This window comes from Candidatus Microthrix subdominans, from assembly GCA_016719385.1.
Classification (GTDB): Bacteria; Actinomycetota; Acidimicrobiia; order Acidimicrobiales; family Microtrichaceae; genus Microthrix; species Microthrix subdominans.
Genome location: JADJZA010000006.1, coordinates 182,296 through 208,055 on the forward strand (window position 1 = coordinate 182,296; position 25,760 = coordinate 208,055).

The window sequence follows — 25,760 nt, forward strand, 5'->3', positions numbered from 1 at the left end:
TCCCCTTGTCAGACGTCACCCAGCGAAGTGAACACCATCAGGACAACCCTGGAACCGGGACAGGAACGTTCGACGACATGGTGGTGCCGTTACCCAATTGACCAGAGGCGTTGTACCCCCAACAGGACGCGGCTTCGTCGTCGACAATGACGCACGTGTGGCCGGTGCCCGCCGCCAGGTCCGTGACTCCGGTGATCCCTGGGACGGCGATGGGCGCGATCGATTCGTCGTTTGTGCCGTTGCCCAGCTGCCCGAACCAGTTGGACCCCCAACACGACATGTCACCATTGCCCAGGATCGCGCAGGTGTGCCGATCGCCGGCGATCAGGGCGGTCGCGTCGGTCATGCCGCTGACCGCAACCGGCACCAGCGCGAACGAGGGCCGCACGCCGTCGCCGAGTTGGCCGTAACCACCCTGCCCCCAACAGGCCGCCCCGCCGCCACCTACGATCGCACACGAGTGGTAGTAACCGACGGCGAGGTCGGTGGCGTCGGTGAGACCGGTGACCGCAACCGGCACATTGGACTGGAGACTCGTGCCGTTGCCCAGCTGGCCGTAGTTGTTGCCCCCCCAACACTCCACCCCGCCGTCGGCGAGCACGGCGCACGAGTGAAAGGCGTTTGCGGCCAAGGCGGTGGCGTTGGTGATGCCGGTGACCGGGACGGGAACGGTGGAGAGGGGGACGGTCGTGCCGTTGCCGAGCTCGCCGTTGACGTTATAGCCCCAGCACGACACCCCGCCGTCAGCGAGCAGCGCACACGAATGGGTGTTGCCGATGGCCACGGCGGTGGCGTTGGTGACGCCGGTGACCGGGACGGGCACGCTCGAGGCGGTCGTCGTGCCGTTACCGAGCTGACCCTGGCCGTTGAAACCCCAACAGGACACCCGCCCATCGGCGTGGAGCGCACACGACTGATAGTCGCTGTTGGTGACGGCGATGGCGTCGGTGATGCCGACGACTCCGACGGGCACGCTCGATCCGGTCGTCGTGCCGTCGCCGAGCCAGCCGGCGGCGTTGTCGCCCCAACAGGCCACCGTGCCATTGCCGCGCACGACACACGTGTGGTTGCCGCCGGCGGAGATCCCAACGACCGGACCGGCAGGGGGTTGACCGGTGCACCCAACAACCAGAAAGACCGTCGCCAGGACCACTGCGAACAAGCGAACACGCATGATTGCTCCCCCTTGTCGGACACCCATCGGGGCCGTCAGCGGATCCTAATACCCTGCCGCGGGATGTTTCACGTGAAACGCGACGATGCCCCGGCACGGTGACCGGGGCATCGCTTCGTACTCTGAACTTGTGGGTGCCGATCAGGCCGGGCGGATCACCACGCGGCGGTCACGGCCCTGGCCCTCGGACTCGGTGCGAACGCCGTCGACGGCGTTGACGGCGTCGTGCACGATCTTGCGGTCGATCGAACCCATCGGCTCCAGCACCAGCGCATCGCCGGACTCGGCCACCTGGCGGGCCAGGTCACCACCGAAGCCCTCGAGCGCTTCGCGTCGCAGGCCCTTGTAACCGGCGACGTCGACACCAAGGCGCACCTCGGTGCCACCCTTTGCCACCTTCAGCATCACGGCCTTGGACAGCTCGAGCACCGCGTCGGCAGTGGCGCCGCGATGGCCCACCATCACGCCGAGATCATCACCGGCCACCGTCACATCGACACGGTCACCGTCGATCTCGCTGCTGGTGGTGACGGTCTGCCCTGCGGCGGACATGAGCCCACCGAGGAACTCTTCGACGGTGGAGGCCACCTCGTCGGCCGTCATCGGGTCGGGCGTGGGCCCGTCGTCTGTGGTCGCTGTGTCGCGGTCCCGGCCGGCGGGGCGCTGACGACGCTGGCCGCCGGAGCGTCCACTGTCGCTGCGGCCGCTGCCGGATCCGCCACCGGTCTGACCGGCGGCGGTGTCGCTCTGCTCGGCCGGAGCTGACGTTGGGCTCTGCTTGGCCTGGGCCTGCTTGGCCGGCGCCTTCGCGCCACCGTCGTTGCGCGATCCACCCTTGCGACGACGCTCTTCCTTCGCCGGAGCCGCCACCGGGGCGACACGGGCACGAATGCGGGCCATCGACTTCACACGGCCAAACATCGAGACGCTCGGGTGCTCGAGCACCTCGATCTCCGCCTCCGATTCGTGCACACCCAGCTTGTCGAGAGCCTGATCACGGGCCTCCTCGATCGTCTTGCCGGTCAGTTCGATCCACTCCATAGCTACTTCCCTTGTTCGTCCCCTGAGCGGGGGTCTCCTGATCGGCGGCCTGTGCCGCCGGTTGTGCTTTTCCCACCAGATGTGGTTGCCGAGGTCCGTCGAGCGCTACCGCTCTTCGCTCGGCTGGGTGTGTTACGCGTGCGGCCCTTGGGGGCCGTACCCGACTTGGTAGGCCGGCCCGCCACAGCGGGCTTGGAGCCGTTCGACTTGGCCTTGGCGCTCTCGCTGCGGGGGTTGGGGGCCTTCTTCTTCGCCTTGGCGTCGGCTTCGGCCTCGGTGAGATGTCCCTTGCCCTTGCCCGGCACATGATGCACGCCGGGGCCGTCCTTCCCGTAGAGCTCCTTGGTGATGTAGCTCTGGGTGCCGATCCGCATCAGCCCCTGCACGCCCCAGTACACGGCCAGAGCACCGGCGAAGTTGAAGGCGAACACCGGCAACACGAACGGCATGACCTTGAGGATCATCGCCTGGGTAGGGTTGGCGTTTGCCGCCGGGTTGCGGGCCTGGATCTGACGGTTCTGGATCACCTGGATGACCAGGATCAGAATCAACAACACCAGGTAGGGCGCAAACGACACGAAGCCCTGGGCCCAGGCCTCGGCCGGCGTCTTCGCCAGGTCGAGCGTGAACACCCGGTTGAAGAACGGCATCGTGTTCTGAGTGCTCAGGGTCTTATAGAACGCCGTGGCCGTGTTGACGTGCTCGGGGTTGAAGGTCTGGTCGGTGAACACCCAGGACGTCAGGGGCGACGTGTTGTTGGCTACCTGCTCGGCGATGTGACCGACACCGGCGGAGGGCCCACCCAAACGGTTCGTCAGACCACGGATCAGGTGGTACATCACGATGAACACGGGCGCCTGGGCCAACACGGGGAGGCAGCCACCGACCGGGCTGATGTTGTTTTCCTTATAGAACACCATCAACTCGGTGTTGAGGCGCTCCCGGTCGCCCTTGTACTTGGCCTGAATCTGTTTGAGTTCGGGCTGGAGTCGCTGCATCTGCAGCATCGATTTGGTGCTCTTCACCGTGAGCGGCGTGACGATGAGCATCACGAGCACGGTGAACAACACGATCGACATCCCAAACGAGGGGATCACGCTGTAGATGGCGGCCACGATGGAGCCGAAGAACTCGAACAGCGGGGAGAAGGGACCAAGCAGGTCAGGCATCTGGTTTCACGTCGTTTCGTGAGCGGGGGATAGCGGACGGCTGAGAATCACCGAGCTGTGGCTCCGGGGCCTGGTGTCCCGAAGCGTCGGGAACCGGGTCCCAGCCGCTGGAACTCCAGGGGTGACAGCGACAGATGCGGCGGACGGCCATCGACCCACCACGCAGGGCTCCGTGGGTCTCCAGCGCCTCTGCAGCGTAGGACGAACAGCTGGGCACATATCGGCAGGGGGAGGGTCGGCCGTCGGTCATCACCTGGTAGGCGTGGACCATCCGGCCGAGAAGACGAGCCATCACCGACGGGTGGCTGCCGCGATCGCCCGACTCAGGTGGGCTCGGAGTTGCTCGAAGGTCAGCGTCGCAATGCCGGGGGATCCGATGATCAGGTAGTCCATCGTCGGCAGCTCCCCACCCTGTTCCAGGCTCGCCAGCAGATGGCGAAGCCGGCGCCGGATCAGGTTTCGCGTCACCGCCGGACCCAGCTTGCGACCGAGGGCGAAGGCCACCCGTGGACGCGCTGCGTCCGATGGGGCTGCGATCACCGTGACCGGTCCGCTGTGACCCTTCCGCCCCGCCTGACGCAGTGACCGAAAGGCTTGGCGACCGGTAAGACGCCACGTCAGGCCGACAGGCGTGCGCGGCCCTTGCGCCGCCGGGCCTTCACGATGGAGCGACCCGAACGTTCGGACATGCGATGACGAAAGCCGTGACGACGCGCACGACGGCGCGTCTTTGGTTGGTAGGTGCGCTTCACCTGGATCCTCCTGAATGGTGCCCCGGACAAGCTTGCTGGGGGCGGTGCCGACTGGGCCGGCCTGTATGGGGATGGGAATGGCCGTCTGCGCCGAGACGACACAGGGACCTTCAACGTTACGGGTCGCCCGCACCCCTAGGCAACCCGCGGCCTCATTGGCCGGAATACCAGGCCGGGGGTGGAGCCGTTCACATGCTGATGGTACGGTCGTCGCTCCGGTCCGCAGCTACGGGACGCCCTTGACACGAAGCGGCCAGTCCGTCTTGGCGGTCACACGTCACGAGCCGCAGAACAACTCGAGAATCTCGCCAGTTTGTCGTCCATGACGGCTCATCCACAGTATGTGGACTGCCTTGTGGACAAAGTCTGAGGTGAAACGCCGCTCCATGGAGGATGAAGCCACATCGGTCTGGGAAGCCGTCGCCCGCGGCGTGACACACCAGGTGTCCAACGTGGTGTGGCGTACCACCTTCAGTGAGGTGCGCGCCGTCGATTTCGACGGGGTAACCCTGACGATCGTGGCACCCAGCCTGGTGCTGCGGGATCGCATCGACAATCGCTTCCGTCCGCTTCTGATGGGCGTGATCGCCGACCTGGGCATGGAAGGGGTGGACCTGGCGGTCGAGGTCGACCCCGACTCCAACCACCACGAGCCTCCCCACCCCGGCCCGCCGGAGACCGGTGGGTCCGGTCAACAGTCGGGCATGAACCGACCGGCGGGGCCCGGCCAAGCGAACGTCTCCCCGACGCCCGGCGCAGGGGTGGACAGCGCTCCCGGCAACCTGCGCGCCGGTGGGCTGAACAACCGATACACGTTCGCTTCGTTCGTCACCGGCCCATCCAACCGCTTCGCTCAGGCCGCTGCGCTCTCGGTTGCCGAGACGCCGGCCCGCTCCTACAACCCGCTCTTCGTCTACGGCTCGGCCGGGCTGGGCAAAACCCATCTGCTCCAGGCGATCGCCCACTACGTGTCGGAGAACTACCCCTCCTACCGGGTGCGCTACCTGTCGACCGAGGAACTGCTCAACGAGTTCGTCGACGCCATCCGCAACAACCAGCAACCCGACTTCAAGCGCCGCTATCGCGAAAACGACGTGCTGTTGGTGGACGACATCCAGTTCATGGAGGGCAAGGAACAGCTTCAGGAGGAGTTCTTCCACACCTTCAACACGCTGTATGAGGCCAACCGTCAGATCGTGTTGAGCTCCGACCGCCCGCCGGACTCGATCGCCACGCTGGAGGACCGCCTCCGCAGCCGCTTCAAGATGGGCCTGATCACCGACATTCAGCCGCCGGACTTCGAAACCCGCCTGGCCATCGTGCGCAAGAAGTCTGAGCAGTCCGAGTTCCCCCTGCCCGCCGAGGTGCTCGAGTTCATCGTCACCAACATCACCAACAACATCCGCGAGCTCGAGGGCGCCCTCAACCGGGTCACCGCGTACGCCAACCTCACCCGCACACCGGTGACGATGGAGAGCGCCCGGCAGGTGCTCGGCGACCTCTCGGCCGGCGGGGGGCGCATCGTCACCCCTGACCGCATCCTCGAGGCGACCGCCGAGTTCTACGGGTTCAGCATCGAGGAGCTGAAGTCGAAGAGCCGTCGTCGTCCGCTGGTGACCGCCCGGCAGGTTGGCATGTACCTGTTCCGGGAGCTCACCGAGCTGTCCTACCCGCAGATCGCCAAGATCTACGGGGGCCGGGATCACACGACGGTCATCCATGCCTTCGAGAAGATCAAGGCGCTGATGGCCGAGCGCCCGCAGATCTATCAGGACGTTCAGTCGCTGATCCAGAAGATCAAGAACGGGTTATGACCCCTGGGGACGGGGCTGTGGGCACACCGCCCTCGGCCTGGGGACATCCGGCCGGCCGTCCCCACAGCGACCGCGCCGACCCCGGCGCGCCTGGGGATCGCAGTGGACGAACGGTGGACGCGTCTCCCCAGCAAACACAAGGCTTTGGGCTAGGTTCTCCACAATCCACAGGCCCTACTACTTCACCTACCTGGAGTAGTCATCTCATCACAGCAGAAGGAGTAGGCGAACCGTGAAGTTCCGATGTGAACGCGATGTGCTGGCAGACGCGGTCGGCAGTGCCGGTCGAGCAACCTCAGGACGCGGCGGTGCGCTGCCGGTGCTCGCCGGCCTTCGCCTGCGCTTGGAGGGCGACCATCTCGAGGTCACCGGATCCGATCTCGACCTCACCGTCACCGCCGAGATCGAGGTGGCCGGTGGCGACGACGGTGTGGCCGTGATTCCCGCCCGCCTGCTGGCCGACATCGTCCGGGCCCTCGAGCCCGGGGCGGTCAACGTCACCGTCGAGGCCGACGAGGCGACGATCACCGGGGGCCGCTCGGAGTTCTCGGTCAACGTGATTCCCCCCGAGGAGTACCCCCAGATCGCCGAGCCGACCGCCGATTCGGTCACCCTGTCGGCGGCAGCGCTCGCCGACGGGCTGCGTCAGGTGGTGCCGGCCGCGTCCAACGACGACAACCGCTTGATCCTCACCGGCGTGCAGTTGGCCGCCGAGGGCGACGGGCTGCGCCTGGTGGCCACCGACAGCTACCGCTTGGCGGTGAGGGACCTGGCCGGCCAGTCGGTGCTCGAGGATGGCCAGTCGGTGTTGGTGCCGTCGCGCGCCCTTGCCGAGGTGATCCGCTCGCTTGGCGATGCCAGCGAGGTCACCCTGGTGCTCGGCGCCCAGGACGCCACGTTTCGCATCGGCGGGGTACGGGTCACCACCCGGCTGATCACCGGCGATTTCCCCAACTACCGCGGCCTGATCCCCGATACCCAGGCCAACACGCTCACCGTCGATCGGCAGGCGCTGATCGACGCCGTCCGCCGCGTGAAGTTGATGGCTCGCGAATCGACCCCGGTTCGGCTGGAGATGACCCACAACGCGCTCGAGTTGGTGGCGGTCACCCAGGACGTCGGTCATGCCTCCGAGCAGCTCGACGTCAGCTTCGAGGGCGAGGGCCTGACGATCGCCTTCAACCCGGACTACCTGCTCGATGGCCTGGACGCCGCCCGCGGCGACGAGGTTCGGGTGGAGACGATCGGCGACAACAAGCCGGCGGTGCTGCGCGGCTCGGAGGCCGACGACTTCCTGTACCTGCTGATGCCCGTACGCGTGTCCTGAGCCGGCGGGGCCGGCCGCCACATGTTTCTTCGCCGCCTGGAGCTGCGTCAGTTCCGCACCTACGAGGAGCTGACGCTCGATCTGCCGATCGGATTGACCGCCGTGGTGGGCCCAAATGGCATCGGCAAGACCAACCTGGTCGAGGCGGTGGCTTGGCCGTTGCTGCTGACCAGCGTGCGCGGCGTCCCCAACGAGGCCCTGGTGCGCCGGGGGGCCGAGGCAGCGGTGGTGCGCGCCGAGCTGGAGGAGCCGGGCCCCGATGGTGCCTGGCAGGCGAGCGGTGAAGCCCGCCGGGCGCTGATCGAGAGCGAGATCTCGGCGCGCGGCCGGGGCCGGGTGTTGCTCAACCGGCAGTCGGGTGCGCGGCGTCGGGACGTGGCCGGCGTCGGGCGGGTCACCGTGTTTTCCCCTGACGACCTGGTGCTGATCAAGGGCGGCCCTTCGGAGCGGCGGGGCCTGCTCGACGACGCGTTGGTCGCTCGTGATCCCCGGCTCGACACCGTTCGGGCGGACTACGACAAGGTGCTGCGCCAGCGCAACGCGTTGCTGCGCCAGTCCAAGGGTTCGCTCGACGAGGCGGCCAAGCTGACGCTGGAGGTGTGGAACGCCCAGCTGGTCGATCGCGGCACCCGGCTGGGCGACGAGCGGGCCAGCCTGTGCGCCGAGCTGTCGCCGTTGGTGAGCGCCGCCTACGAGGAGCTCGCCGGCGTCACCTGCGACGTCACGCTCACCTACGAAGCGCCCTGGCGCGCAGCCGGGCTGGAGGTGGCGCTCGAGCAGGCCCGTCGCGACGAGCTGCGGCGGGGCGTCACGCTCGTTGGGCCGCACCGAGACGAGCTCCAGATCGATCTGGAGCAGATGGCGGCGCGCACCCATGCTTCCCAGGGTGAGCAGCGCAGCCTGGCCTTGTCGTTGCGCCTGGCGGTTCACCGGTTGTTGACCGACCGCTACGGCACCCCGCCGATCCTCGTGCTCGACGACGTACTCTCCGAGCTGGACGCTCAGCGGCGCTCGGCGCTGTTGCGGGCGGTGCCCGCCGGTCAGACCCTGCTGACCACCGCCGCCGACCTGCCCGACGAGATCTCGCCGTCGGCCGTGCTCGAAGTGGTCGGTGCCGGCGAGGTGAGCTGGCGATGAGGCCCCGCCGTTCATCGCGCCACGTGTCCAACTCGCTCGATGCGGTGCTGGCCCACCTCGGACGGCCGTCGGTCGACGCCCACGAGGTGATTCGAACCAAGTGGGCCACCATCGTGGGATCTCGCCTCGCCGGCTGGTGTTGGCCGAGCGAGCTGGTGTCCGGCGAGCTGGTGGTGAGTACCACCGATCCCGTGGTGGCCGAGGAGCTCAACCTGATCAGCCGCGAGCTGGCCGGGACGCTCAATCGACTGGTCGGGGACGACGTCGTCGCCACCGTACGGGTGCGTGTTACTTCCGAGGGTCGATCTGGTGGGGCCCCCGGGGAGGGCGCCCCGGGGGCCCCAGACGGGCGCTGAGCGGGTCAACCGGTCGGCGGGACCTTCACGATGGGCTATGATGATCGCCGGCCCCAGCGGCCGGATGGTGTGACAGCCACATTGTTTCCACATGGTTATCCACATCCTGTGTGTTCTTTAACGGCAAGCGTTGTCATTCGATCCATATACCCCTCTTTCGCACCCACAGAGGTCACCCACGTGACAGTTGAAACCAGCACGTACGGCGCCGATCAGATTCAGGTACTCGAGGGCTTGGAGGCGGTCCGTAAACGACCGGGCATGTACATCGGTTCCACTGGCCCGAGTGGTTTGCATCACTTGGTCTACGAGGTGGTTGACAACTCGGTCGACGAGGCGATGGCCGGTTATGCCGATCACATCGAGGTCACCCTTGGGGCCGACGGCTGCTGCCAGGTGGTCGACAACGGCCGGGGCATCCCCACCGATCCGCACCCGAAGTACCCGGGCATGTCGGCCGCCGAGGTGGCCATCACCGTGTTGCACGCCGGAGGAAAGTTCGGCGGCGGCGGCTACAAGGTGTCCGGTGGCCTTCACGGCGTGGGCATCTCGGTGGTCAACGCGTTGTCGGCGCGTACCGAGGTCGACATCGACCGGGGGGGCGAGCGCTGGTCGATGAGCTACCGCGACGGCGGGACGCCCGATCAGCCATTGCGCCAGGTGGGCCCCACGCCGGCGAGCACCGACGGGATCGACCGGCCGAGCGGCACCACGGTGCGGTTCTGGCCCGACCCGACGATCTTCGATGACGTCACGTTTCGAAGCCAGACGCTGATGGAACGTCTGCAGATGATGGCGTTTCTCAACGCCGGTTTGACGATCTCCTTTTCCGACGAGCGCGGTGACGAGCCCGAACACACCGTTTTTTGTTATGAGAACGGCGTCCAGGACTTCATCGTTCACATCAACTCGTCGAAAGAAACACTGTTCGAGGAAGTGGGGAGCTACGACTGGAGTGAGGAGGCGGCCGGCGCCCCGATGCAGCTGGAGGTCGCGTTCCAATGGAACTCGGGCTACAACTCCGACGGCATGCACAGCTTTGCCAACGGCATCAACACGATCGAAGGCGGCATGCACGAGGAGGGCTTCAAGAAGGCCCTCACCAACACGCTCAACCGTTACTCGCGCGAGAAGGGTCACCTGAAGGACAAGGACACCAACCTTCAGGGCGAGGACATTCGCGAGGGGCTGACGGCGATCATCTCGGTGAAGCTGGCCGATCCGCAGTTTGAGGGTCAGACCAAGTCCAAGCTGGGCAACGTGCCGGTGCGCTCGATGGTGGAGCGGGCGACCAACGACCGGCTGGGGGAGTGGCTCGAAGAGCACCCCAACGAGGCCCGGCGTATCGTCGCCAAGGCGGTCGCAGCGTCCCGGGCCCGCGAGGCGGCCCGCTCGGCGCGTGAGGCCACCCGCCGCAAGTCGGCACTCGACGGCGCCGGGCTGCCCGGCAAGCTGGCCGACTGTTCGTCGAAGAACCCCGATGAGTGCGAGCTGTACATCGTCGAGGGCAACTCCGCGGGTGGTTCGGCCAAGGACGCCCGCGACCCCGCGACGATGGCGATCCTGCCCATTCGCGGCAAGATCCTCAACGTCGAGCGCGCCCGCCCGGATCGCATGCTGCGCAACGCCGAGGTCACGTCGCTGATCCAGGCGGTGGGCGCCGGGATGGGCGAGGAGTTCGACCTCTCGCTGATCCGCTACGGCAAGGTCGTGCTGATGGCCGACGCCGACGTCGACGGCAGCCACATTCGAACCCTGCTGCTCACGTTTTTCTTCCGTCAAATGAAGCCGCTGGTCGAGGCCGGCCGGGTGTTTATCGCCCAGCCGCCGCTGTACTCGACCAAGGTCGGCAAGGAGACGGTGTACCTCAAGGACGATGAGGCACGCCGACAGTTCCTCGTCGGGCGCCCAAAGCACTCCGAGGACTTTGCCCGGCTGAAGGGCCTGGGCGAGATGGATGCCGACGAGCTGTGGGCAACGACGATGGACCCCGAGCGCCGCACGCTGTTGCAGGTGACCGCACAGCAGGCGGCCATCGCCGATCAGGTGTTCTCGGTGCTGATGGGCGAGAGCGTCGAGAGCCGCAAGCACTTCATCCAGACCAACGCCAACGACGTCCGCTTTCTCGATATCTGATCCGGAGTTTCCATGTCTGACGAGCCGCCTATCCCAGAAGCAGACGACCCAGAAGCAGACGACCCGATCGTGCCGGTCGAGCTGATCGACTTCAGCGGCGAGGGCATCGAGCCCATCGAGATCCAGGCCGAGATGGAGCAGTCGTTCCTCGACTACGCCATGTCGGTCATCGTCAGCCGGGCGCTGCCCGACGTGCGTGACGGCCTCAAGCCGGTGCACCGCCGCATCCTGTGGGCCATGCACGAGGCCGGGCTGCGCCCCGACCGTCAGCACCGCAAGTGCGCCACCGTCGTCGGCGACGTCATCGGCAAGTACCACCCCCATGGCGACAGCTCGGTGTACGACGCGCTGGTGCGCATGGGCCAGGACTTCTCCCTGTCGCACGTGCTGATCGACAAGCACGGCAACTTCGGTTCGCTCTCCGACGGTCCCGCCGCCTACCGCTACACCGAGTGCCGCCTCGATCCGCTCGCCATGTCCATGCTGGCCGAGATCGACGAGGACACGGTCGATCGGATCCCCAACTACGACGGCTCGACCGAAGAGCCCACCGTGTTGCCGTCGCGGTTTCCCAACCTGTTGGTCAACGGCTCTCAGGGCATCGCCGTGGGCATGGCCACCAACATCCCGCCCCACAACCTGGGCGAGGTGATCGACGCCGTCGACTTGCTGATCGACAACCCCGACGCCACCATCGACGAGCTGATGGAGCTGGTCTTGGGCCCCGATTTTCCCACCGGAGGCGAGATCCTGGGTCGGGCCGGGCTCAACTCGGCCTACCGAACCGGGCGGGGCTCGATCAAGCTGCGGGGCAAGGCCGAGATCGTTGAGGACGCCAACGGCCGCAACAGCATCATCGTGTCCGAGGTGCCCTATCAGACCGCACCCGAGGTGATCGAGGAGCGGGCCGCCGAGCTGGTGAACAACCGGGAGCTCGAGGGCATCCGGGCGATCACCAACAGCTCGGCCAAAGGTCAGATCAAGCTGGTGTTCGAGCTCAAGCGGGACGCCTCGCCGATGGTGGTGCTCAACAACCTGTACAAGTACACCCCACTGCAGACCACCTTTGCCGCCAACATGGTGGCGCTGGTCGACGGCGTGCCCCGCACGCTCAACCTGCGCGATGCCCTGGTGCACTATCTCGATCACCAACGCGAGGTCGTCCGCCGTCGCACCGAGTTTCGCCTCGGTCGGGCCCAGCGCCGGGCCCACATCGTCGAGGGGCTGGTTCGCGCCCTCGACCTGATCGATCAGATCATCGCAGCGATCCGGGCGTCAGCCGACCGCTCGGGCGCACGCGCCGCCTTGATGGGTGAGGGCTTCGAGTTCTCCGAGATCCAGGCCAACCACATCCTCGATTTGCCCCTGGGACGCCTGACCCGCTTGGGCCGGGCCGAGCTCAACGAGGAACTGGCCGAGCTGCGACGCATCATCGCCGAGCTCGAGGCCATCCTGGCCGACCAAAGCCGGCTCGACGCCGTGATTCGCGAGGAACTCGCCGACATTCGCCAACGCTTCGCCGTTGACCGGCGAAGCCCGATGGTGCACGACCCGGGCGACCTCGACGTCGAGGACCTGATCGACGACGAGGATGTGGTGGTCGTCATGACCAGCCGGGGCTATATCAAGACCACGTCGCTGGACGCGTTCCGTTCCCAGGGCCGCGGCGGACGCGGCGTGGCGGGGGCCAAGCTGCGCGACGAGGACATGATCACCACGTTGATCAAGACGTCCGCCCACGCCTACCTGTTGTTTTTCACTAACCGGGGCAAGGTGTACCGCCTGAAGGTGCACCGCATCCCGATGGTGGAGCGCGGCGCCCAGGGCACGGCGATCGTCAACCTGTTGCGCCTCGCCTCCGACGAGCGGGTGCAGGCGGTCATCGACACCCGCGACTACGAGTCGCACCGCTACCTGATGTTCACCACCGCGCTCGGCGTGGTGAAGAAGACACGCTTCAACGCCTATGACTCGTCGCGCCAGGACGGGCTGATCGCCGTCAACCTGCGCGACGGCGACGAGCTGGTCGAGGTGTTGCCGGTCAACGACGACGACGAGGTGATGTTGATCTCCTCGTCGGGCATGGGCATCCGCTTCGCCGAGTCCGACGTTCGGCCGATGGGCCGCAGCGCAGCCGGCGTCCGCGGCATGCGCCTGAAGCGTGGCGACACGGTGATCGGCGCGGCGGTGCTCACGCCCGACACCCGTCTGCTCACCGTGACCGACGCCGGCTACGGCAAACGAACCGACCCCGACGAGTTCACCCGTCAGGGCCGGGGCGGGCAGGGCATCCGCGCCCACCGCATCCGCGGCGACCGCGGCCGGGTGGTGGCGGCCAACCTGGTCGACGACGACGCCGAGATCTTCCTGATCACCGATGCCGGCGTGATCATTCGCACGCCGGTGGCGGCGATCAGCGAGTACGGCCGGGACGCGATGGGCGTCACGGTCATGCGCTTGGATGATGACACCAAGGTCGCTGCGGTGGCGCCGGTGGTCAACACCGAGAACGGTGACGATCCCGCCGATGAACCGGACGAGAACTCGGCGGAGTAGCCCCGGGGAGCGATCCCCGTGGTGCCCGCCGACGGTGGCGGGCACGATGGGGCCATGTTCAGGCGACCAGGGTCGGACCGAGGTTCGGTCGTGTGGTGGGCGGTGGCGGTCGTCGGCTGTGCGCTCGTCATGTTGAGCGGTCTGGTGCTGGTTGCCCAGGGGTCGGTGCGGGCGGCGCAGGCGCAGGCGGTCGCCGACCTGGCGGCGCTGGCGGCGGTGGGCGTCGACGAGTCGGGGTCCCCCTCGGCCGGGGCGATGGCCGAGGTCATCAGCGCCCGCAACGGCTGTTCGTTGACGTCGGCCAACTCGCAACCGACGGTGTCGGGCGGCCGACGGTGGCGGGTCCGAGTGGCGAAGGGTCCCATCGAAGCGACGGCCGCCGCCGAGCCCGAGCCCGTTCACGCCTCCGGCTCCACTTCGCCCTAGACTCTCGCAAATGTCACCATCGTCCGACGAGGGGTCCAGCACTGACGCCGCGGCCCCAAGCGGCGGTGCCCCCGCCAAACCAGGCCCTCGCACGGCGGTTGTCCCCGCACCCGAGCCCGGTACCGATTCGACGCCCAAAGAAGCTCGCTGGCAACGCGACGACCCGCCGCAGAGCACCCCGAAGGTCACCAAACGCACCGCCTCGCCCAAATCGGCACCGGCCAAGCCGCCGGCCAGCACCGACGCCGACGTGAACTCGTCGACGGTTGTGGCACCGCCAGCGCCGGACGTGAAGCCCACTCCACCTGCCAAGCCCCAGGCTGTTGCACCCGCAGAGGCCAAGGCCCCCGACGCCAAGGCAATTCCGCCTGCCAAGACCCCAGACGTCAAGCCCACGCCGCCTGCCAAGTCCCCGGAGGCCAAGGCAGCCCCGGTGGTCAAGCCGGCACAGCCCAGCCCGGCACCGGCCGAGGATGCTCCCAAGACGGTGGCCGCACCGGTTGCGGTCGTTGCGCGCACGGCGACGCTGAAGACGACCAGCACGGACGATGCCAATGCTGATGCGGACGCCGACGACTCAATGGTCGTCGAGTCGCGAGGCCGTTTCGGCCATCGCGAACGGTTTCGTGCCCGCAGGGTCCGGCGCTTGGTGCGCCACGTCGATCCGTGGTCGGTCTTCAAGCTGACGCTTGTCCTCAACGTCTGTATGTGGTTCATCTTCCTGGTCGCCGGTGTGACGATGTGGTCGGTCGCCCGATCGTCGGGCACGATCGACAACTTCGAGAAGTTCATCGCCCAGTCCTTCAGCCTGACCGACGTGTCGATCGATGCCGATCTGCTGTTTCGGGTGTACTCGCTGATCGGCCTGATCATCACGCTCGCCCTCACCGGTGCTGCGGTGATCGGCTCCATCCTGTTCAACCTGATCTCCGATCTGATCGGCGGCGTGTGGGTGTCGGTGATCGAAGAGGAGACGGCCGAGCCGCTGTAGGCGCTCCCGGCCACATCCGGGTTGGGCGTTCGCTCGAACATGGGCGAAGCGACTAACTTCGTCTGACCGAGTGACTCGGGGCTATAGCTCAGTTGGTTAGAGCGCACCCCTGATAAGGGTGAGGTCGCTGGTTCGAATCCAGCTAGCCCCACGACATGCCAATCCGACGGCTCGTGAACAGGAAGCGATCATCAGCGCACTGAGACGAGGGGTCATCGCCATGGTCATCGCTGGGATGGTCACCCTCGTGCTGCGGCTTCGGGGCATCGGCGGTCTTCCGCCCCAGGAGGGTGGCTGGCGTGAGCTGGCGGGGCCCGAGTACCGCTGAGATGCGGGATGGGTTGATGAGACGAGCCAAGCGATGATCGTCGAGGTCGTCGGCCTGGGCGCAGTGGGGCGTCGACTGCTCACCGAATTGTTGTCCACGCCCTCGGTGGAGTTGGTGCGGGTTCGCAGCCGGCGTCACGAGGTGGCCGCCGCTCAGGTGGGTGGCCTCGAACGGGTGGAGATCGTGCGGCCGGGGCAGCCGGTGCATGCCGACTGGGCGGCGATCACCGTGGAGGCATCGGCCCAACGGACGGCGTTGCGCCGTACCGCCGAGGCCGATGTTCCGGCGGTGTCGTGCTGTGATGACCCCGAGCTCATCGCAGAGCTACTCGATGGTGAGCTTTCCAGCACCCCGGTTGTGGTTGGTGCGGCGCTGTCGCCCGGGCTGACCGACGTGATGGCCGCCCATGCCGCCACGCTGTTGGAGGAGGCCACCGAACTGCACGTGGCCCGGCATGGGGTTGGGGGACCGGCCTGCGCCGAGGCCCGTTCGCAGGCGCTTCGACGCGCCGGTCGCGTGTGGCGCGACGGCGCCTGGGTGGAGCGGTCAGCGGGTTCGGGTCGGGAGCTGTGGTTCTTCCCGGAGCCGGTCGGTGGGCGCGACACCTATCGGGCGGATCTGGCCGAGGTGCAGACCCTGCACGCAGCCCATCCGCAGTTGGAGCGGCTCACCGCTCGCATTTCGATGACCCGACGGGAGCGCATGTCCGTGGCGGTCGGACTGCCGCCGCTGCCCAGTGCGCAGAAGCCATCGGGAATGGGTGCAGCGATCGTGGAAGCGAGGGGCCGTCAGGGGTCGACGACCACTGCGGTGGTGCTGGGCGTGGTCGACCGGCTCGAGGGGGCGGTCGCCGCGCTGATCGCCACCTGCGGCGAGCAGCTGGAGCAGCCCCCGAACGGCGCAGTCACCGCCGGCCAGCTTGCGCCACCCCGAACGATGCTCGATTCCCTTGCTCGCCGAGGCGTCAGCATCGCTCGCTTCGGCGAGCCCGATTCCGCGTAACTCACCGAGTCACTGACCGGGCGGTCGCGGGTTCACGCCGCAGTCGGGTGGCTGCGCTGGTGGTGTCGTTGGGAGTCGACGAGGTTCCCGGTGGGAGTTCGCCATCGAAATCTCACTTCATCCGGGTTGGCGGCGTCGGGGTCTCTCGGCTGTTCCGTTCGGGTCATTGTCCAGCCGGGTCGGTGGGTGACCCGGTGGTGGTGCCGGCACAAAAGCCCGAGGTTGTTGATGTCGGTTGGGCCGTTGTCGTCCCATTCATCGACGTGGTGGGCGTCGCACCAGCTGGGGGGTCGGTCGCAGCCGGGGAAGATACAGCCGCCGTCGCGGGCGAGGAGGGCCCGGCGCTGGTGGCGGTTGGCGTAGCGGAGTGTGCGGCCCATACGCAGCGGGTCACCTGCGCCGGAGACCTCCATCGGCCGGATGAGCCCGGCGGCGATGATGAACCGGAGGATGTGGGGTGAGAGGTGGTTGCCGTCGTCGTCGGTGAGTTCGCCGCCGTCCTCGGTGTCGCCAGTGTCGTTGAGGATCACAACGATTTCGGGTTCGGGGAGCTTGCCTTTGCCGTCGGGTACCCCGGAGCCTCGGTCGAGGAGTTCGCCGAGCGCTTCGGCGCATGCTTGTCCTCGGCTGGGGACCGGTGTGTCGCCGCCGGTGGCTTCGGCGTCGGCGCGGTAGCGCTTCAGCACGCGATCGGTTTCGCCGTCGATCAGCTTGCGGATCGTCAACGCCAACTCGCCGACCAGCTGGCCGGAGACATAGGTGATGCCGTCGGTGGTGGGCACCAGGTGAAGGTGGTTGTTGGCCGGATCGGTGGCGGGGTCGTAGCCGCCGTCCTGGTCGAGACGCTGAGCGATACCGCGCACTTCTCGGGCCCAGCGCTCGAACCCGGCCACTTGGGCCAGGTCGATCAAGGCCGGCAGCAGGTCGGCCAGGGCCTGCCAGTTGCGGTCGTTTCCGGCAGAGTCGACCACCTTGACGTGTTGCCAGCCGACCCGACCGGCCTCGAGAGCCTCAGCGAGTTTGGGGTAGCGCCGCTGCAGCCGGGCTGCGATGTTCACCTGGCTTCGGCAAACCTGGGGGCTGTGCTGGGTGCGATCGGCCAGCCACATCGGGGTGGTGTGGCCGTGTGCGATGTCGCAGACACCCGACGCGGCCACCTCGGCGAGCAGCACCGCCTGGCGGTGGTCGATCCGCCTGCGCTGCGCCTCGAGGTCGATCAGCTCGGCCAGCTCGGGTGAGCCCTCGGTCGCCAGGTCGTGCGAACGGAGGAAGTGGTTTGCTTCAACGCCGGACCGCTGGCTCGGTTCGTTGAGATCGCTCCCGTCGGAGAACATATGTCTATCGTACACCTGTTCGATTTACAAGACAACGGGTTGTTCTCCCCGATCAAGCGGAACCGTCCTCCCGGCGGGAGGCCAACCTGACCGCGTACAAGCTGGATTAACTCGCGTCGGCCCGGTCAGGATCCGTCGAGGCAGTCGGGCTGCTCGGCGGCGATCCAGTCGAACAACGGTTGGGCGGAGAACCAGCCGGCCAGCGACGAGCCGACCTGATCCTTGACGCCGCGTGCGACCTCGTCGGGGATCGGGACAGGCTCGCCGGCGGCCATCGCCAGGAGTTCGGCCTGGCAGGTGCGTTCCAGGGTGACGAACCAGAACGTGGCCTCGTCGACAGATTCGCCGACGGTGAGCGGGCCGTGGTTGGCCAGGATCGCCGCCTTGTTGCCGCCGAGGGCGGTGGCGATGCGCTTTCCCTCCTCGATGTCGTTGGCCACCCCGCCGTAGTCGGGGTCGAACACGTGGTCCTCGAAGAAGATGCAGGCATCCTGGGTGAGGGGCCGCAGTGGCTGGTGCAGGCTGGAGAACGCCTTGCCGTGCACCGAGTGGGAGTGGGCGGCGGCGATCACGTCGGGACGGGCGGCGTGCACCTGGGAGTGGATGGCGAAGGCGGCCTGGTTGACCGGCCAGTGGCCCTCGACGACCTGGCCGTCGTGGTCGACCAGGATCAGGTCGGCCACCCGGATCTGCTTGAACGACATGCCGAAGGGGTTGACCCAAAAGCAGTCCTCGCGCAGCGGGTCGCGGGCGGTGATGTGCCCGGCGACGCCCTCGTCGAAGCCCAGGCGACCGAAGATGCGGAACGCCATGGCCAGGCGCTGCTTGCGGTGCAGTTGCTCATCCTCGGGGGATCGTTCGACGAACGGGTTGTGCGGGGTGCGCGTGGTGGGGCTGTCCTGCGTGCTGTCGGCCATGCGCACCAGTCTGGCATCCGCATGTGGAGGGGTGGCTTCGTATGCCAGGTTGGGCTTCAGGCGGTCACGACCGGCCTGCGGACCAGCCGCTCCGGGGTGAGCGCGGCCAGGTCGATGACGGCGAGGTTCGTCTCGGGTCGGGGGTCGAAGAACGGCGATGGAGCCCCGTCGAGCGTCAGGTCGGCCAGCAGACGTCCTGCGGCCGGCGCGGTTTGGATGCCGGTTCCGCCCTGGCCGACGCACCACACGAAGCTGGGCACCTCGGGGTCGGGGCCGATCACCATCGACTCGTCCGGAGCAAAGGTCCGCAGGCCGGCCCAGGCGGAGCTGACCGTGCGAATGCCCAGGGTGGTCGCCTGGTTGATCAGGTCGATGGCGAGGGCGACGTCGAGCTCCTCCGGCTTGGAATCGCAGGGCGGCGACAGGGTTTCATCCGCGGGCGAGCACAGAAATTGGGTGCCGTCGGGCTTGGCGTACCAGCGGTGGGCCACGTCGACCACCATCGGCCACTCCGACGAGCCGTCGAAGGTGCTGGGCGTCATGAATGCCGTGCGGCGACGCGGTTCCAGGCCGACGCCGGCCACCCCGCAGATGCCGGCCACGACGTCGCCCCAGGCCCCCGCTGCGTTGACCACGATGCGTGCGGTGATCGTCCGCCCGTCGTCGGAGCCCAGCAACCAGCGGTCGGCCGAGCCCCCACCGGCCTGTCGCTCGAACGTCCCGTTCGAGGACGCATCACCCTCGAGAACAGATCGTTCGGCCGTCTCGAGGCGCCAGGAGCGTTCGATCGTCGCCCCGGCGCGCCGGGCTCCGACGGTGAACGCCTGGTGCAGGGCCGCCACGTCGATGTCGTCGCCGGAGGGCTCCAGCATCGCCCGTCCGCACGCCTCGGGTCGCAGCCCGGGGAACAGCGCGCATGCCTCGTCGACGTCGATCTCGCGCGTGTTCGGGTCGACCGCTTGGGCAGCAGCGAGCTGTGCTTCGAAGGCGGCTTCGTCGCCGGGCGGAGCCACGGTAACGACGGCCCGAGGGGTGACGAGCGGAAATTCGGCAAAGCCCTCGGGCGGGGCGTGGAAGAACGGCACCGAGGCCAACGTCAGCGGACGTAGCGGTATGGCGCCAAGGTTGGGAATGAGCTGGGCGGCGGACCGACCGGTGGTGTGGTGGGCGAGGGTGTCCTCGGCCTCCAGCACGGTGACCGACGGAGCGCTGGGGTGGTGCGCCAGCCAGTAGGCCGCCGATACCCCGGCGATGCCACCGCCGATGATCGCTATGTCCGCGACGTCGCTGTCGCTGACGTGACCGTCGCTGATGTGACTGTCGTTGTGTGACGCCATTGCCGGTCCCCCCGAGGTGGTGTCGCCCCCGAGGCCCCCGGCCTATGCGCCGCCGAAGCCTTCGAGGATGCTGTTTAACGTAGCGCTGGGCCGCATGGCCGCGGTGGCCGCGTCCGGCTTTGGGCCAGTAGTAACCGCCAAGGTCGACCGGGTTGCCCTGCACTGCGTTGAGCTCCTCGACGATCGTCGACTCGTCGTCGCCCAACTGCTGGGCGAGCGGGGCGAAGATGGCGGCCAGTTCGGCGTCGGTGTCCTGGGCGGCCAACGCTTCGGCCCAGTAGAGGGCCAGGTAGAAGTGGCTGCCGCGGTTGTCGAGCTCGTTCACCTTGCGAGAGGGCGAGCGACCCTCCTCGAGCACCCGGGCGGTGGCCGTGTCCAGGGTGGTGCTCAGCAGGCGGGCCCGGGCGTTGTCGGCCGTGTCGGCCAGGTGCTCCAGCGAGGCGCCGAGGGCGAGGAACTCGCCCAGGCTGTCCCAGCGCAGGTGGTTCTCGGCGACGAACTGCTGCACGTGCTTGGGGGCCGAACCGCCGGCGCCGGTCTCAAACAGGCCGCCGCCGGCCATCAGCGGCACGATTGACAGCATCTTGGCCGAGGTGCCCACCTCGAGGATGGGGAACAGGTCGGTGAGGTAGTCGCGCAGCACGTTGCCGGTGACCGAGATGGTGTCCTTTCCGTCGATGATGCGCTCGAGCGAGAAGCGGGTGGCGTCCTCGGGCGCCATGATGCGAATGTCGAGCCCGTCGGTGTTCTCGTCGGCGAGGTAGGTGTTGACCTTGGCGATCAGCTGGGCGTCGTGGGCCCGGGTCTCGTCCAGCCAGAACACGGCCGGGGCGCCGGTGGCGCGGGCGCGGCGGACAGCCAGGCCGATCCAGTCGCGCACCGGTGCGTCGGCGGCCAGACACATCCGCCAGATGTCGCCGGCGCCCACCTGGTGGGCGAACAACACGTCGCCGGAGCGGGTGAGCACCTCGACGACGCCGTCGGCGTCCAGCTCGAAGGTCTTGTCGTGGCTGCCGTACTCCTCGGCCTTTTGGGCCATCAGGCCGACGTTGGGCACCGAGCCCATCGTGGTCGGGTCGAACGCACCGTGGGCCTTGGAGAACTCGATCACCTCGGCGTAGACGCCGGCGTAGCTGTGGTCGGGGATGACGGCCAGGGTGTCGGCCGGGTTGCCGTCGGGGCCCCACATCTGCCCGGAGGTGCGCAGCATGGCGGGCATCGAGGCGTCGATGATCACGTCGGAGGGCACGTGCAGGTTGGTGATGCCGTTGTCGCTGTTGACCATTGCCAGCTCGGGTCCGGCTGCGTAGCCGGCGGCCAGGGCGGCCTCGACCGACGTACGGGTGTCGGCGGGTACCTCGGCGAGCGCTTCGTCGAGGGTGGCCAGCCCGTTGTTGGGGTTGAAGCCGGCCTCGGCGAGCACCTCGCCGTAGGCATCGAACAGGTCGGGGAAGAAGGCCCGCACGGCGTGCCCGAAGATGATCGGGTCGGACACCTTCATCATCGTGGCCTTGAGGTGGACCGACAACAGCACGCCGTCGGCCTTGGCCTGGCGAATCGCTTCGGCGAGGAAGGCGTCGAGCGCGGCGGCGCTCATCACCGACCCGTCGACGATCGTGCCGGCAGCGACCTTTACCGGGGAGCGCAGCTCGCAGGCGTCGCCGTCGGTGGGGGTGAAGCGGATCGTCAGCTCGTCGGCGTCGGGCACGGTGACCGACAGCTCGGTGGAGCGGAAGTCGCCCGAGTCCATCGTGATCACCCGGGTGCGGGAGTCGGCCGACCATGCGCCCATCGAGTGGGGGTGGTTGCGGGCGTAGTTCTTCACCGCTGCGGGGGCGCGCCGGTCGCTGTTGCCCTCGCGCAGCACCGGGTTGACCGCCGACCCCATCACCGAGGCGTAGCGGGCCAGCACGTCGGCGTCGTCGCCCGAGGCCTCCCCGTCGGGGGCGTCGTCGGGGTAGTCGGGTAGGCCGTAACCGTCGGCCTGGAGCTCGGCGATCGCCGCCTTCAGCTGCGGTAGCGACGCCGAGATGTTGGGCAGCTTGATGATGTTGGCCTCGGGCCGGGTGGCCAGCTCGCCCAGCTCGGCCAGATCGTCATGGCGCTGCTGGTCGGCGGGCAGCAGGTCGCTGAAGGCCGCCAGGATGCGGTTGGCCAAGGAGATGTCACGGGTTTCGACGTCCACGCCGGACGCACCGGCGAATGCGGCGATCACCGGCAGCAGCGAGCGGGTGGCCAGCGCCGGGGCCTCGTCGGTGAGGGTGTAGATGATCGTCGAGGCGTCGGGCTTGGCGGAGTCGCTCATGGGCATCCTGTTCTGCGTTGGAGTAGAGGCGTTTCCTGAGGGTAGTGCCGAGCCGTCGCCGTCGAGATGCTGAGATGCCGATGTGGCGCGACGGATGTGGCGCAACCGTGAGCGAGTTCCACCAAAGTGATTGTCAAAAACCCGACAGCGAACTACTGTTCGATCAGTGCGACCCGCATAGGGGCACGCCAGCGGGCGCTAACTTGATGCGCGGCAGGCCACAATGCCGGTCAAGGCTGCGACGCCGGTACGGTCGACTCAAGGAGGGAACCATGGATTCGAGCGACCTCATCTCACACCCGGCAGTCGTTCTTGCCCTGGCCGAGCGAGTCTGCCCATCACTCAACGGTCCAAGCTCGTTTCGACTGGCTGCTGCCTTGGAAGCTCTCGATGCAGGCCTCGATCTCAATGACTTCGAAGGCCTGGCAGACGTAGCGGTCGAGATTCAGAAGATCGATCGACAGCGTGTCGAGCACTGGGGCCGGGTGCTCGAAGAGTCGGATGTGCGGCTGGTCTCGGTGCTCGACGATGAGTACCCGACCAACCTGCGAATGGTTCACGACCATCCGCCGTTCCTCTTCGTTCGAGGCTCGATGGAACGAGCTGATGAGCGAGCGGTAGCGGTGGTCGGAACCCGAAAGCCGTCGGAGGAAGGGCTGGCTGCGGCGAGGGACATCGCCGCCAAGATGGCTCATCTGAGCATCACAGTCGTCTCGGGAATGGCGATTGGGATCGACACGGCTGCGCACCGGGGCTCTCTTGCTGCTGGAGGTCGCACTGTCGCTGTGCTGGGGTCAGGGCTAGATCGCGTCTATCCGGCTTCGAACCGAGGCCTGGCACGGTCTATCGAGCGCTCGGGAGCGGTCGTTTCGCAGTTCTGGCCGGACATGGGGCCGACGCGATGGAGCTTCCCCGTGAGGAATATCGTGACCTCCGGGTTGTCACTTGGCACAGTCGTCGTCGAGGCCGGCCCAACCTCCGGTGCCAGGCAGCAGGCTGACCACGCGCTACGGCACGGCAAACGTCTGTACCTTTTGCGGCGACTTGTCTCAGCTCAAGCCTGGGCTCGGGAGATGGCCGACCTTCCAGGAGTGCTAGCCATCGACGACATCGACCAGATCGTGGCCGACATTGAGGCTGAGGTCATGGAGTCTGACGACGTGCTGATCTAGCGCCGCCCATGACCGACGCACAGCAGCTTCTCCGGCCCCTCCGCCCAGGCTTGGTTCCCGTTCCAGCAGCTGGTCAACCCGGCATCTGTCGGTTTTGTCACAGCAGTTGCCCTCCAAACTATGGCGACTGACGGCTCCAGCGGGCACACGGACCTCCGACCGGATCGTTTCCGCCTCACACGCTCAGTCGCTGGTGAGCGGGTGCTTTTGGTCGACGACACTTTTACGCGGGGAGGGTCGATGTTCAGTGCCGTCGCCGCGCTAAGAGACGGAGGCGCGACCGTCGTCGGTCCGCTGGTTCTGGGTCGACACGTGCAGCCGACTTTTGGGCCATCGTTGGCAATGCTGTCGTGGCTCAAGGAGAGGGTGTGGGATGAGGCCCGCTGCTGCCGTTGCGATGGGGAACAACAAAACGCCGGTAGTCTCTTCTGAGGTGGTGGGAGGAGTTCGGCGCTGGTCCGCCAGCCTTTAGCTAAGGTCCGAGCGGTTTCGAACGCAGCCTGCTCCGCGATCTGCGTTGAACCCGTTCGCACCAGACACGCGAGGACCAGGCGAGGTGTGATGGAGACCGTCATGTTGATCGTGATGGCAACGCTGTTTGGCCTGGCCATCGGGTCGTTTAGCTGCGTGGTGATCGATCGCCTGCCCGTACCCCTCGATGAGCCCAACGAGTTTGGCGAGCGGTTCACCATGCGGCCTTGGGCCGAGGTGGCCGGGGGTCGCAGCCGGTGCTCGGCCTGCGGCACCGACGTGCCTGCTCACCTCAACGTGCCGGTGTTCGCCTGGCTGTTCCTTCGGGGCCGATGCAAGAACTGCGGCGCGTCGATCGGGGCGTTTCACCCGATGGTCGAGGCCAGCGTGCCGCTGCTGTGGCTGGCGCTGGCGTGGGCGCTGGGCTGGGGATGGACGCTGGTGCCGATGCTGTGGTTCGTGCCCGTCGCCGTGATCGTGGGGGTGATCGACCTGCGCACCCTGATGGTGCCGACCAAGTTGGTGTGGCCGGCGGCCGGTATCTCGGTCGTGCTGATCGCCGCTTCGGCGGTCGGCCTAGGCGAGACCGCCGTGGTGGTGGGCGCGCTGTTGGGGGCGGCGGTGCTCAGCGGGGCGCTGTTCGTCATCTGGTTTGCCAAGCCGGGCGGCCTGGGCTTCGGCGATGTGCGCCTGGCCGTGCTGATCGGGCTGCACATCGGTGCGCTGGTCGGTACCGGCGGCATGATCCTGGTTGTGTTTTCGGTGGTGCTCACCATGGGTGTGGCCGCCTTCGTGGGCCTGATACTCGGTGGTGTCTTGTGGGCGCAGGGCAACCGTCGCACTGCTCCGGTCATGCCCGTCACCGCATCGTCACCCGAACAGCGGTCCCCGGATGACGACCTCCCAACCGAGGCTTCCGCCCAGGCGATGGAGGGAGCAGCCGCCGTCGCCGGCGACGAGCCGGAGGCCACGGGCATCAGCACTTTGGCCGTGCCTTTCGGCCCGGCGCTGCTGGCGGCGGCCCTGATCGTCGCCGCCGCCTCGCCGCAGCTGATCTATAGCCTGGGACTATGAGCGGTTTCGCTACTCTCATCGATAGGCCCGAACAGGACAACGTTGAGTGGAAGCGCGACACACCGTCGAACCCGCTCGCATGCGACCAGTTCGTCTAGATGGGGTCGTCTACGTCCGGGTGGGTCCAAGTACAAGGCGGGCAAGCCGCGAAGAAGAGATCGTGCTGACCGAGCGCAGTCGCGCCGGGGATGTGCTGTTCGATCAGCACCCGGTTGGAGGTACGAGTATCGATGATCTCGATGTCGAGCTGTTTCGTTCCACCTACCTGCCGTCCGCCATCGATCCGGACGTGTTGGCCGAGAACGACCGGGTCCTCGACCAGCAGCTGTCATCACTGGGCATGTTGGACCCGGAGTCAGCTGAGGTCCGCGTCCTTGGCTTGCTCGTGGTTGGATTCGATCCCACAGGCTTTGTTCCCGGCGCCTACGTGCAGTTCGTTCGCTACCAAGGCTCGGACGAAGCGTCTCATGTCATGGACCAGGAGGAGCTTCGGGGAAACCTGATCGGCCAACTTGATGTGCTGGGTCGGCTGTTGAGTTCAAACATCCGGACGTCGGTCATCGATGTCGGGGGCCTGCGCCAAGAGAATCGGCCCGACTATCCCACCGCTGCGCTGAGGGAGTTGGTGCTCAACGCGTTGACTCACCGGGACTACGAGCACTTCAACGCGCCCATTCGGCTGGCGTGGTTTGAGGATCGCATCGAGGTGTCAAGCCCCGGAGGGCCCTACGGTGTCGTCACCAAAGAGACGTTCGCCGAGCGAAACGACTACCGAAACCCGTCGTTGGCGGCCGCCATGAAGAACCTTGGCTATGTCAACCGGTTCGGCCGAGGCATCACGCTGGTGAAAGGCCTACTCGAAGCCAACGGTAACCCACCAGCGGAGTACCAGGTAGAGGACAACTACTGGTCCGTCACCGTCAGGAGGGGGTCGTGAGCAC

General features: G+C 67.2%; 22 protein-coding genes, 1 tRNA gene and 1 pseudogene. 14 read left to right on the forward strand and 10 right to left on the reverse strand.

Annotated features, from left to right (window positions below; genetic code table 11):
• Positions 1-37: 37 nt before the first annotated feature.
• The 6 genes from IPN02_08980 to rpmH all read right to left on the reverse strand — a co-directional run bounded on the left by IPN02_08980 (position 38) and on the right by rpmH (position 4,136).
• Positions 38-1,174, reverse strand: a complete 1,137-nt coding sequence (locus IPN02_08980) for a hypothetical protein (GenBank protein ID MBK9296956.1) — start codon at positions 1,172-1,174, stop codon at positions 38-40.
• Positions 1,175-1,315: 141 nt separating this feature from the next.
• Positions 1,316-2,215 carry a Jag N-terminal domain-containing protein gene (locus IPN02_08985; protein ID MBK9296957.1) on the reverse strand — a complete coding sequence of 300 codons (900 nt, stop codon included), beginning with the start codon at positions 2,213-2,215 and terminating at the stop codon, positions 1,316-1,318.
• 2 nt (positions 2,216-2,217) lie between these two features.
• Positions 2,218-3,384, reverse strand: coding sequence for a YidC/Oxa1 family membrane protein insertase (locus tag IPN02_08990; GenBank protein MBK9296958.1), 1,167 nt, complete (start codon positions 3,382-3,384; stop codon positions 2,218-2,220).
• Positions 3,377-3,676 (reverse strand): membrane protein insertion efficiency factor YidD, encoded by a 300-nt coding sequence (gene yidD / locus IPN02_08995; protein MBK9296959.1) that lies wholly within the window; start codon positions 3,674-3,676, stop codon positions 3,377-3,379. Before yidD ends, IPN02_08990 begins: the two co-directional genes overlap by 8 nt.
• Positions 3,676-4,005, reverse strand: a complete 330-nt coding sequence (gene rnpA / locus IPN02_09000; protein MBK9296960.1) for a ribonuclease P protein component — start codon at positions 4,003-4,005, stop codon at positions 3,676-3,678. The genes yidD and rnpA overlap by 1 nt, the downstream gene beginning before the upstream one ends.
• Positions 4,002-4,136: a 50S ribosomal protein L34 gene (rpmH, locus tag IPN02_09005; GenBank protein MBK9296961.1), complete on the reverse strand. Its 135-nt coding sequence runs from the start codon at positions 4,134-4,136 to the stop codon at positions 4,002-4,004. Before rpmH ends, rnpA begins: the two co-directional genes overlap by 4 nt.
• 341 nt (positions 4,137-4,477) lie before the next feature.
• Here rpmH and dnaA point away from each other — a divergent pair, with 341 nt between their 5' ends.
• From dnaA to IPN02_09055, 10 genes are all read left to right on the forward strand, one after another.
• Positions 4,478-5,950: a chromosomal replication initiator protein DnaA gene (gene dnaA, locus IPN02_09010; GenBank protein MBK9296962.1), complete on the forward strand. Its 1,473-nt coding sequence runs from the start codon at positions 4,478-4,480 to the stop codon at positions 5,948-5,950.
• A 232-nt stretch (positions 5,951-6,182) separates the two neighbouring features.
• Positions 6,183-7,277, forward strand: a complete 1,095-nt coding sequence (gene dnaN / locus IPN02_09015) for a DNA polymerase III subunit beta (GenBank protein ID MBK9296963.1) — start codon at positions 6,183-6,185, stop codon at positions 7,275-7,277.
• 21 nt (positions 7,278-7,298) lie between these two features.
• On the forward strand, positions 7,299-8,414 hold the full coding sequence (locus IPN02_09020; protein MBK9296964.1) for a DNA replication/repair protein RecF: 1,116 nt from the start codon (positions 7,299-7,301) through the stop codon (positions 8,412-8,414).
• Entirely contained in the window at positions 8,411-8,770 is a 360-nt protein-coding gene (locus tag IPN02_09025) for a DUF721 domain-containing protein (protein ID MBK9296965.1), read from the forward strand. The genes IPN02_09020 and IPN02_09025 overlap by 4 nt, the downstream gene beginning before the upstream one ends.
• Positions 8,771-8,905: 135 nt before the next feature.
• Complete coding sequence (locus IPN02_09030; GenBank protein MBK9296966.1) at positions 8,906-10,906, forward strand: DNA gyrase subunit B; 2,001 nt, start codon at positions 8,906-8,908, stop codon at positions 10,904-10,906.
• Between the two features lie 12 nt (positions 10,907-10,918).
• Complete coding sequence (gyrA, locus tag IPN02_09035; GenBank protein ID MBK9296967.1) at positions 10,919-13,462, forward strand: DNA gyrase subunit A; 2,544 nt, start codon at positions 10,919-10,921, stop codon at positions 13,460-13,462.
• Between the two features lie 54 nt (positions 13,463-13,516).
• A complete protein-coding gene (locus IPN02_09040; GenBank protein ID MBK9296968.1) occupies positions 13,517-13,888 on the forward strand; it encodes a hypothetical protein in 372 nt (123 codons plus the stop codon).
• 10 nt (positions 13,889-13,898) lie between these two features.
• Positions 13,899-14,879, forward strand: a complete 981-nt coding sequence (locus IPN02_09045; GenBank protein MBK9296969.1) for a DUF3566 domain-containing protein — start codon at positions 13,899-13,901, stop codon at positions 14,877-14,879.
• Between the two features lie 77 nt (positions 14,880-14,956).
• Positions 14,957-15,030, forward strand: a tRNA-Ile gene (locus IPN02_09050).
• A 210-nt stretch (positions 15,031-15,240) separates the two neighbouring features.
• On the forward strand, positions 15,241-16,209 hold the full coding sequence (locus tag IPN02_09055; protein ID MBK9296970.1) for a hypothetical protein: 969 nt from the start codon (positions 15,241-15,243) through the stop codon (positions 16,207-16,209).
• A gap of 32 nt (positions 16,210-16,241) precedes the next feature.
• Here the strand turns inward: IPN02_09055 and IPN02_09060 are convergent, their stop codons facing one another.
• The 4 genes and pseudogenes from IPN02_09060 to IPN02_09075 all read right to left on the reverse strand — a co-directional run bounded on the left by IPN02_09060 (position 16,242) and on the right by IPN02_09075 (position 22,102).
• Positions 16,242-17,543, reverse strand: coding sequence for a DUF222 domain-containing protein (locus IPN02_09060; protein MBK9296971.1), 1,302 nt, complete (start codon positions 17,541-17,543; stop codon positions 16,242-16,244).
• 125 nt (positions 17,544-17,668) lie between these two features.
• Positions 17,669-18,460 carry a class II aldolase/adducin family protein gene (locus IPN02_09065; protein MBK9296972.1) on the reverse strand — a complete coding sequence of 264 codons (792 nt, stop codon included), beginning with the start codon at positions 18,458-18,460 and terminating at the stop codon, positions 17,669-17,671.
• A 56-nt stretch (positions 18,461-18,516) separates the two neighbouring features.
• Complete coding sequence (locus tag IPN02_09070; protein ID MBK9296973.1) at positions 18,517-19,797, reverse strand: FAD-binding oxidoreductase; 1,281 nt, start codon at positions 19,795-19,797, stop codon at positions 18,517-18,519.
• Positions 19,798-19,839: 42 nt separating this feature from the next.
• Positions 19,840-22,102: pseudogene (locus tag IPN02_09075) on the reverse strand (NADP-dependent isocitrate dehydrogenase).
• Between the two features lie 107 nt (positions 22,103-22,209).
• Between IPN02_09075 and IPN02_09080 the strand changes: the two are divergent.
• The 4 genes from IPN02_09080 (at position 22,210) to IPN02_09095 (ending at position 25,756) form a co-directional block, all read left to right on the forward strand.
• On the forward strand, positions 22,210-23,274 hold the full coding sequence (locus IPN02_09080) for a DNA-protecting protein DprA (protein MBK9296974.1): 1,065 nt from the start codon (positions 22,210-22,212) through the stop codon (positions 23,272-23,274).
• Between the two features lie 120 nt (positions 23,275-23,394).
• On the forward strand, positions 23,395-23,706 hold the full coding sequence (locus tag IPN02_09085; protein ID MBK9296975.1) for a hypothetical protein: 312 nt from the start codon (positions 23,395-23,397) through the stop codon (positions 23,704-23,706).
• 141 nt (positions 23,707-23,847) lie between these two features.
• On the forward strand, positions 23,848-24,819 hold the full coding sequence (locus IPN02_09090) for a prepilin peptidase (protein MBK9296976.1): 972 nt from the start codon (positions 23,848-23,850) through the stop codon (positions 24,817-24,819).
• A gap of 160 nt (positions 24,820-24,979) precedes the next feature.
• Positions 24,980-25,756 carry a TetR family transcriptional regulator gene (locus IPN02_09095; GenBank protein MBK9296977.1) on the forward strand — a complete coding sequence of 259 codons (777 nt, stop codon included), beginning with the start codon at positions 24,980-24,982 and terminating at the stop codon, positions 25,754-25,756.
• The last annotated feature ends 4 nt before the right edge of the window (positions 25,757-25,760 follow it).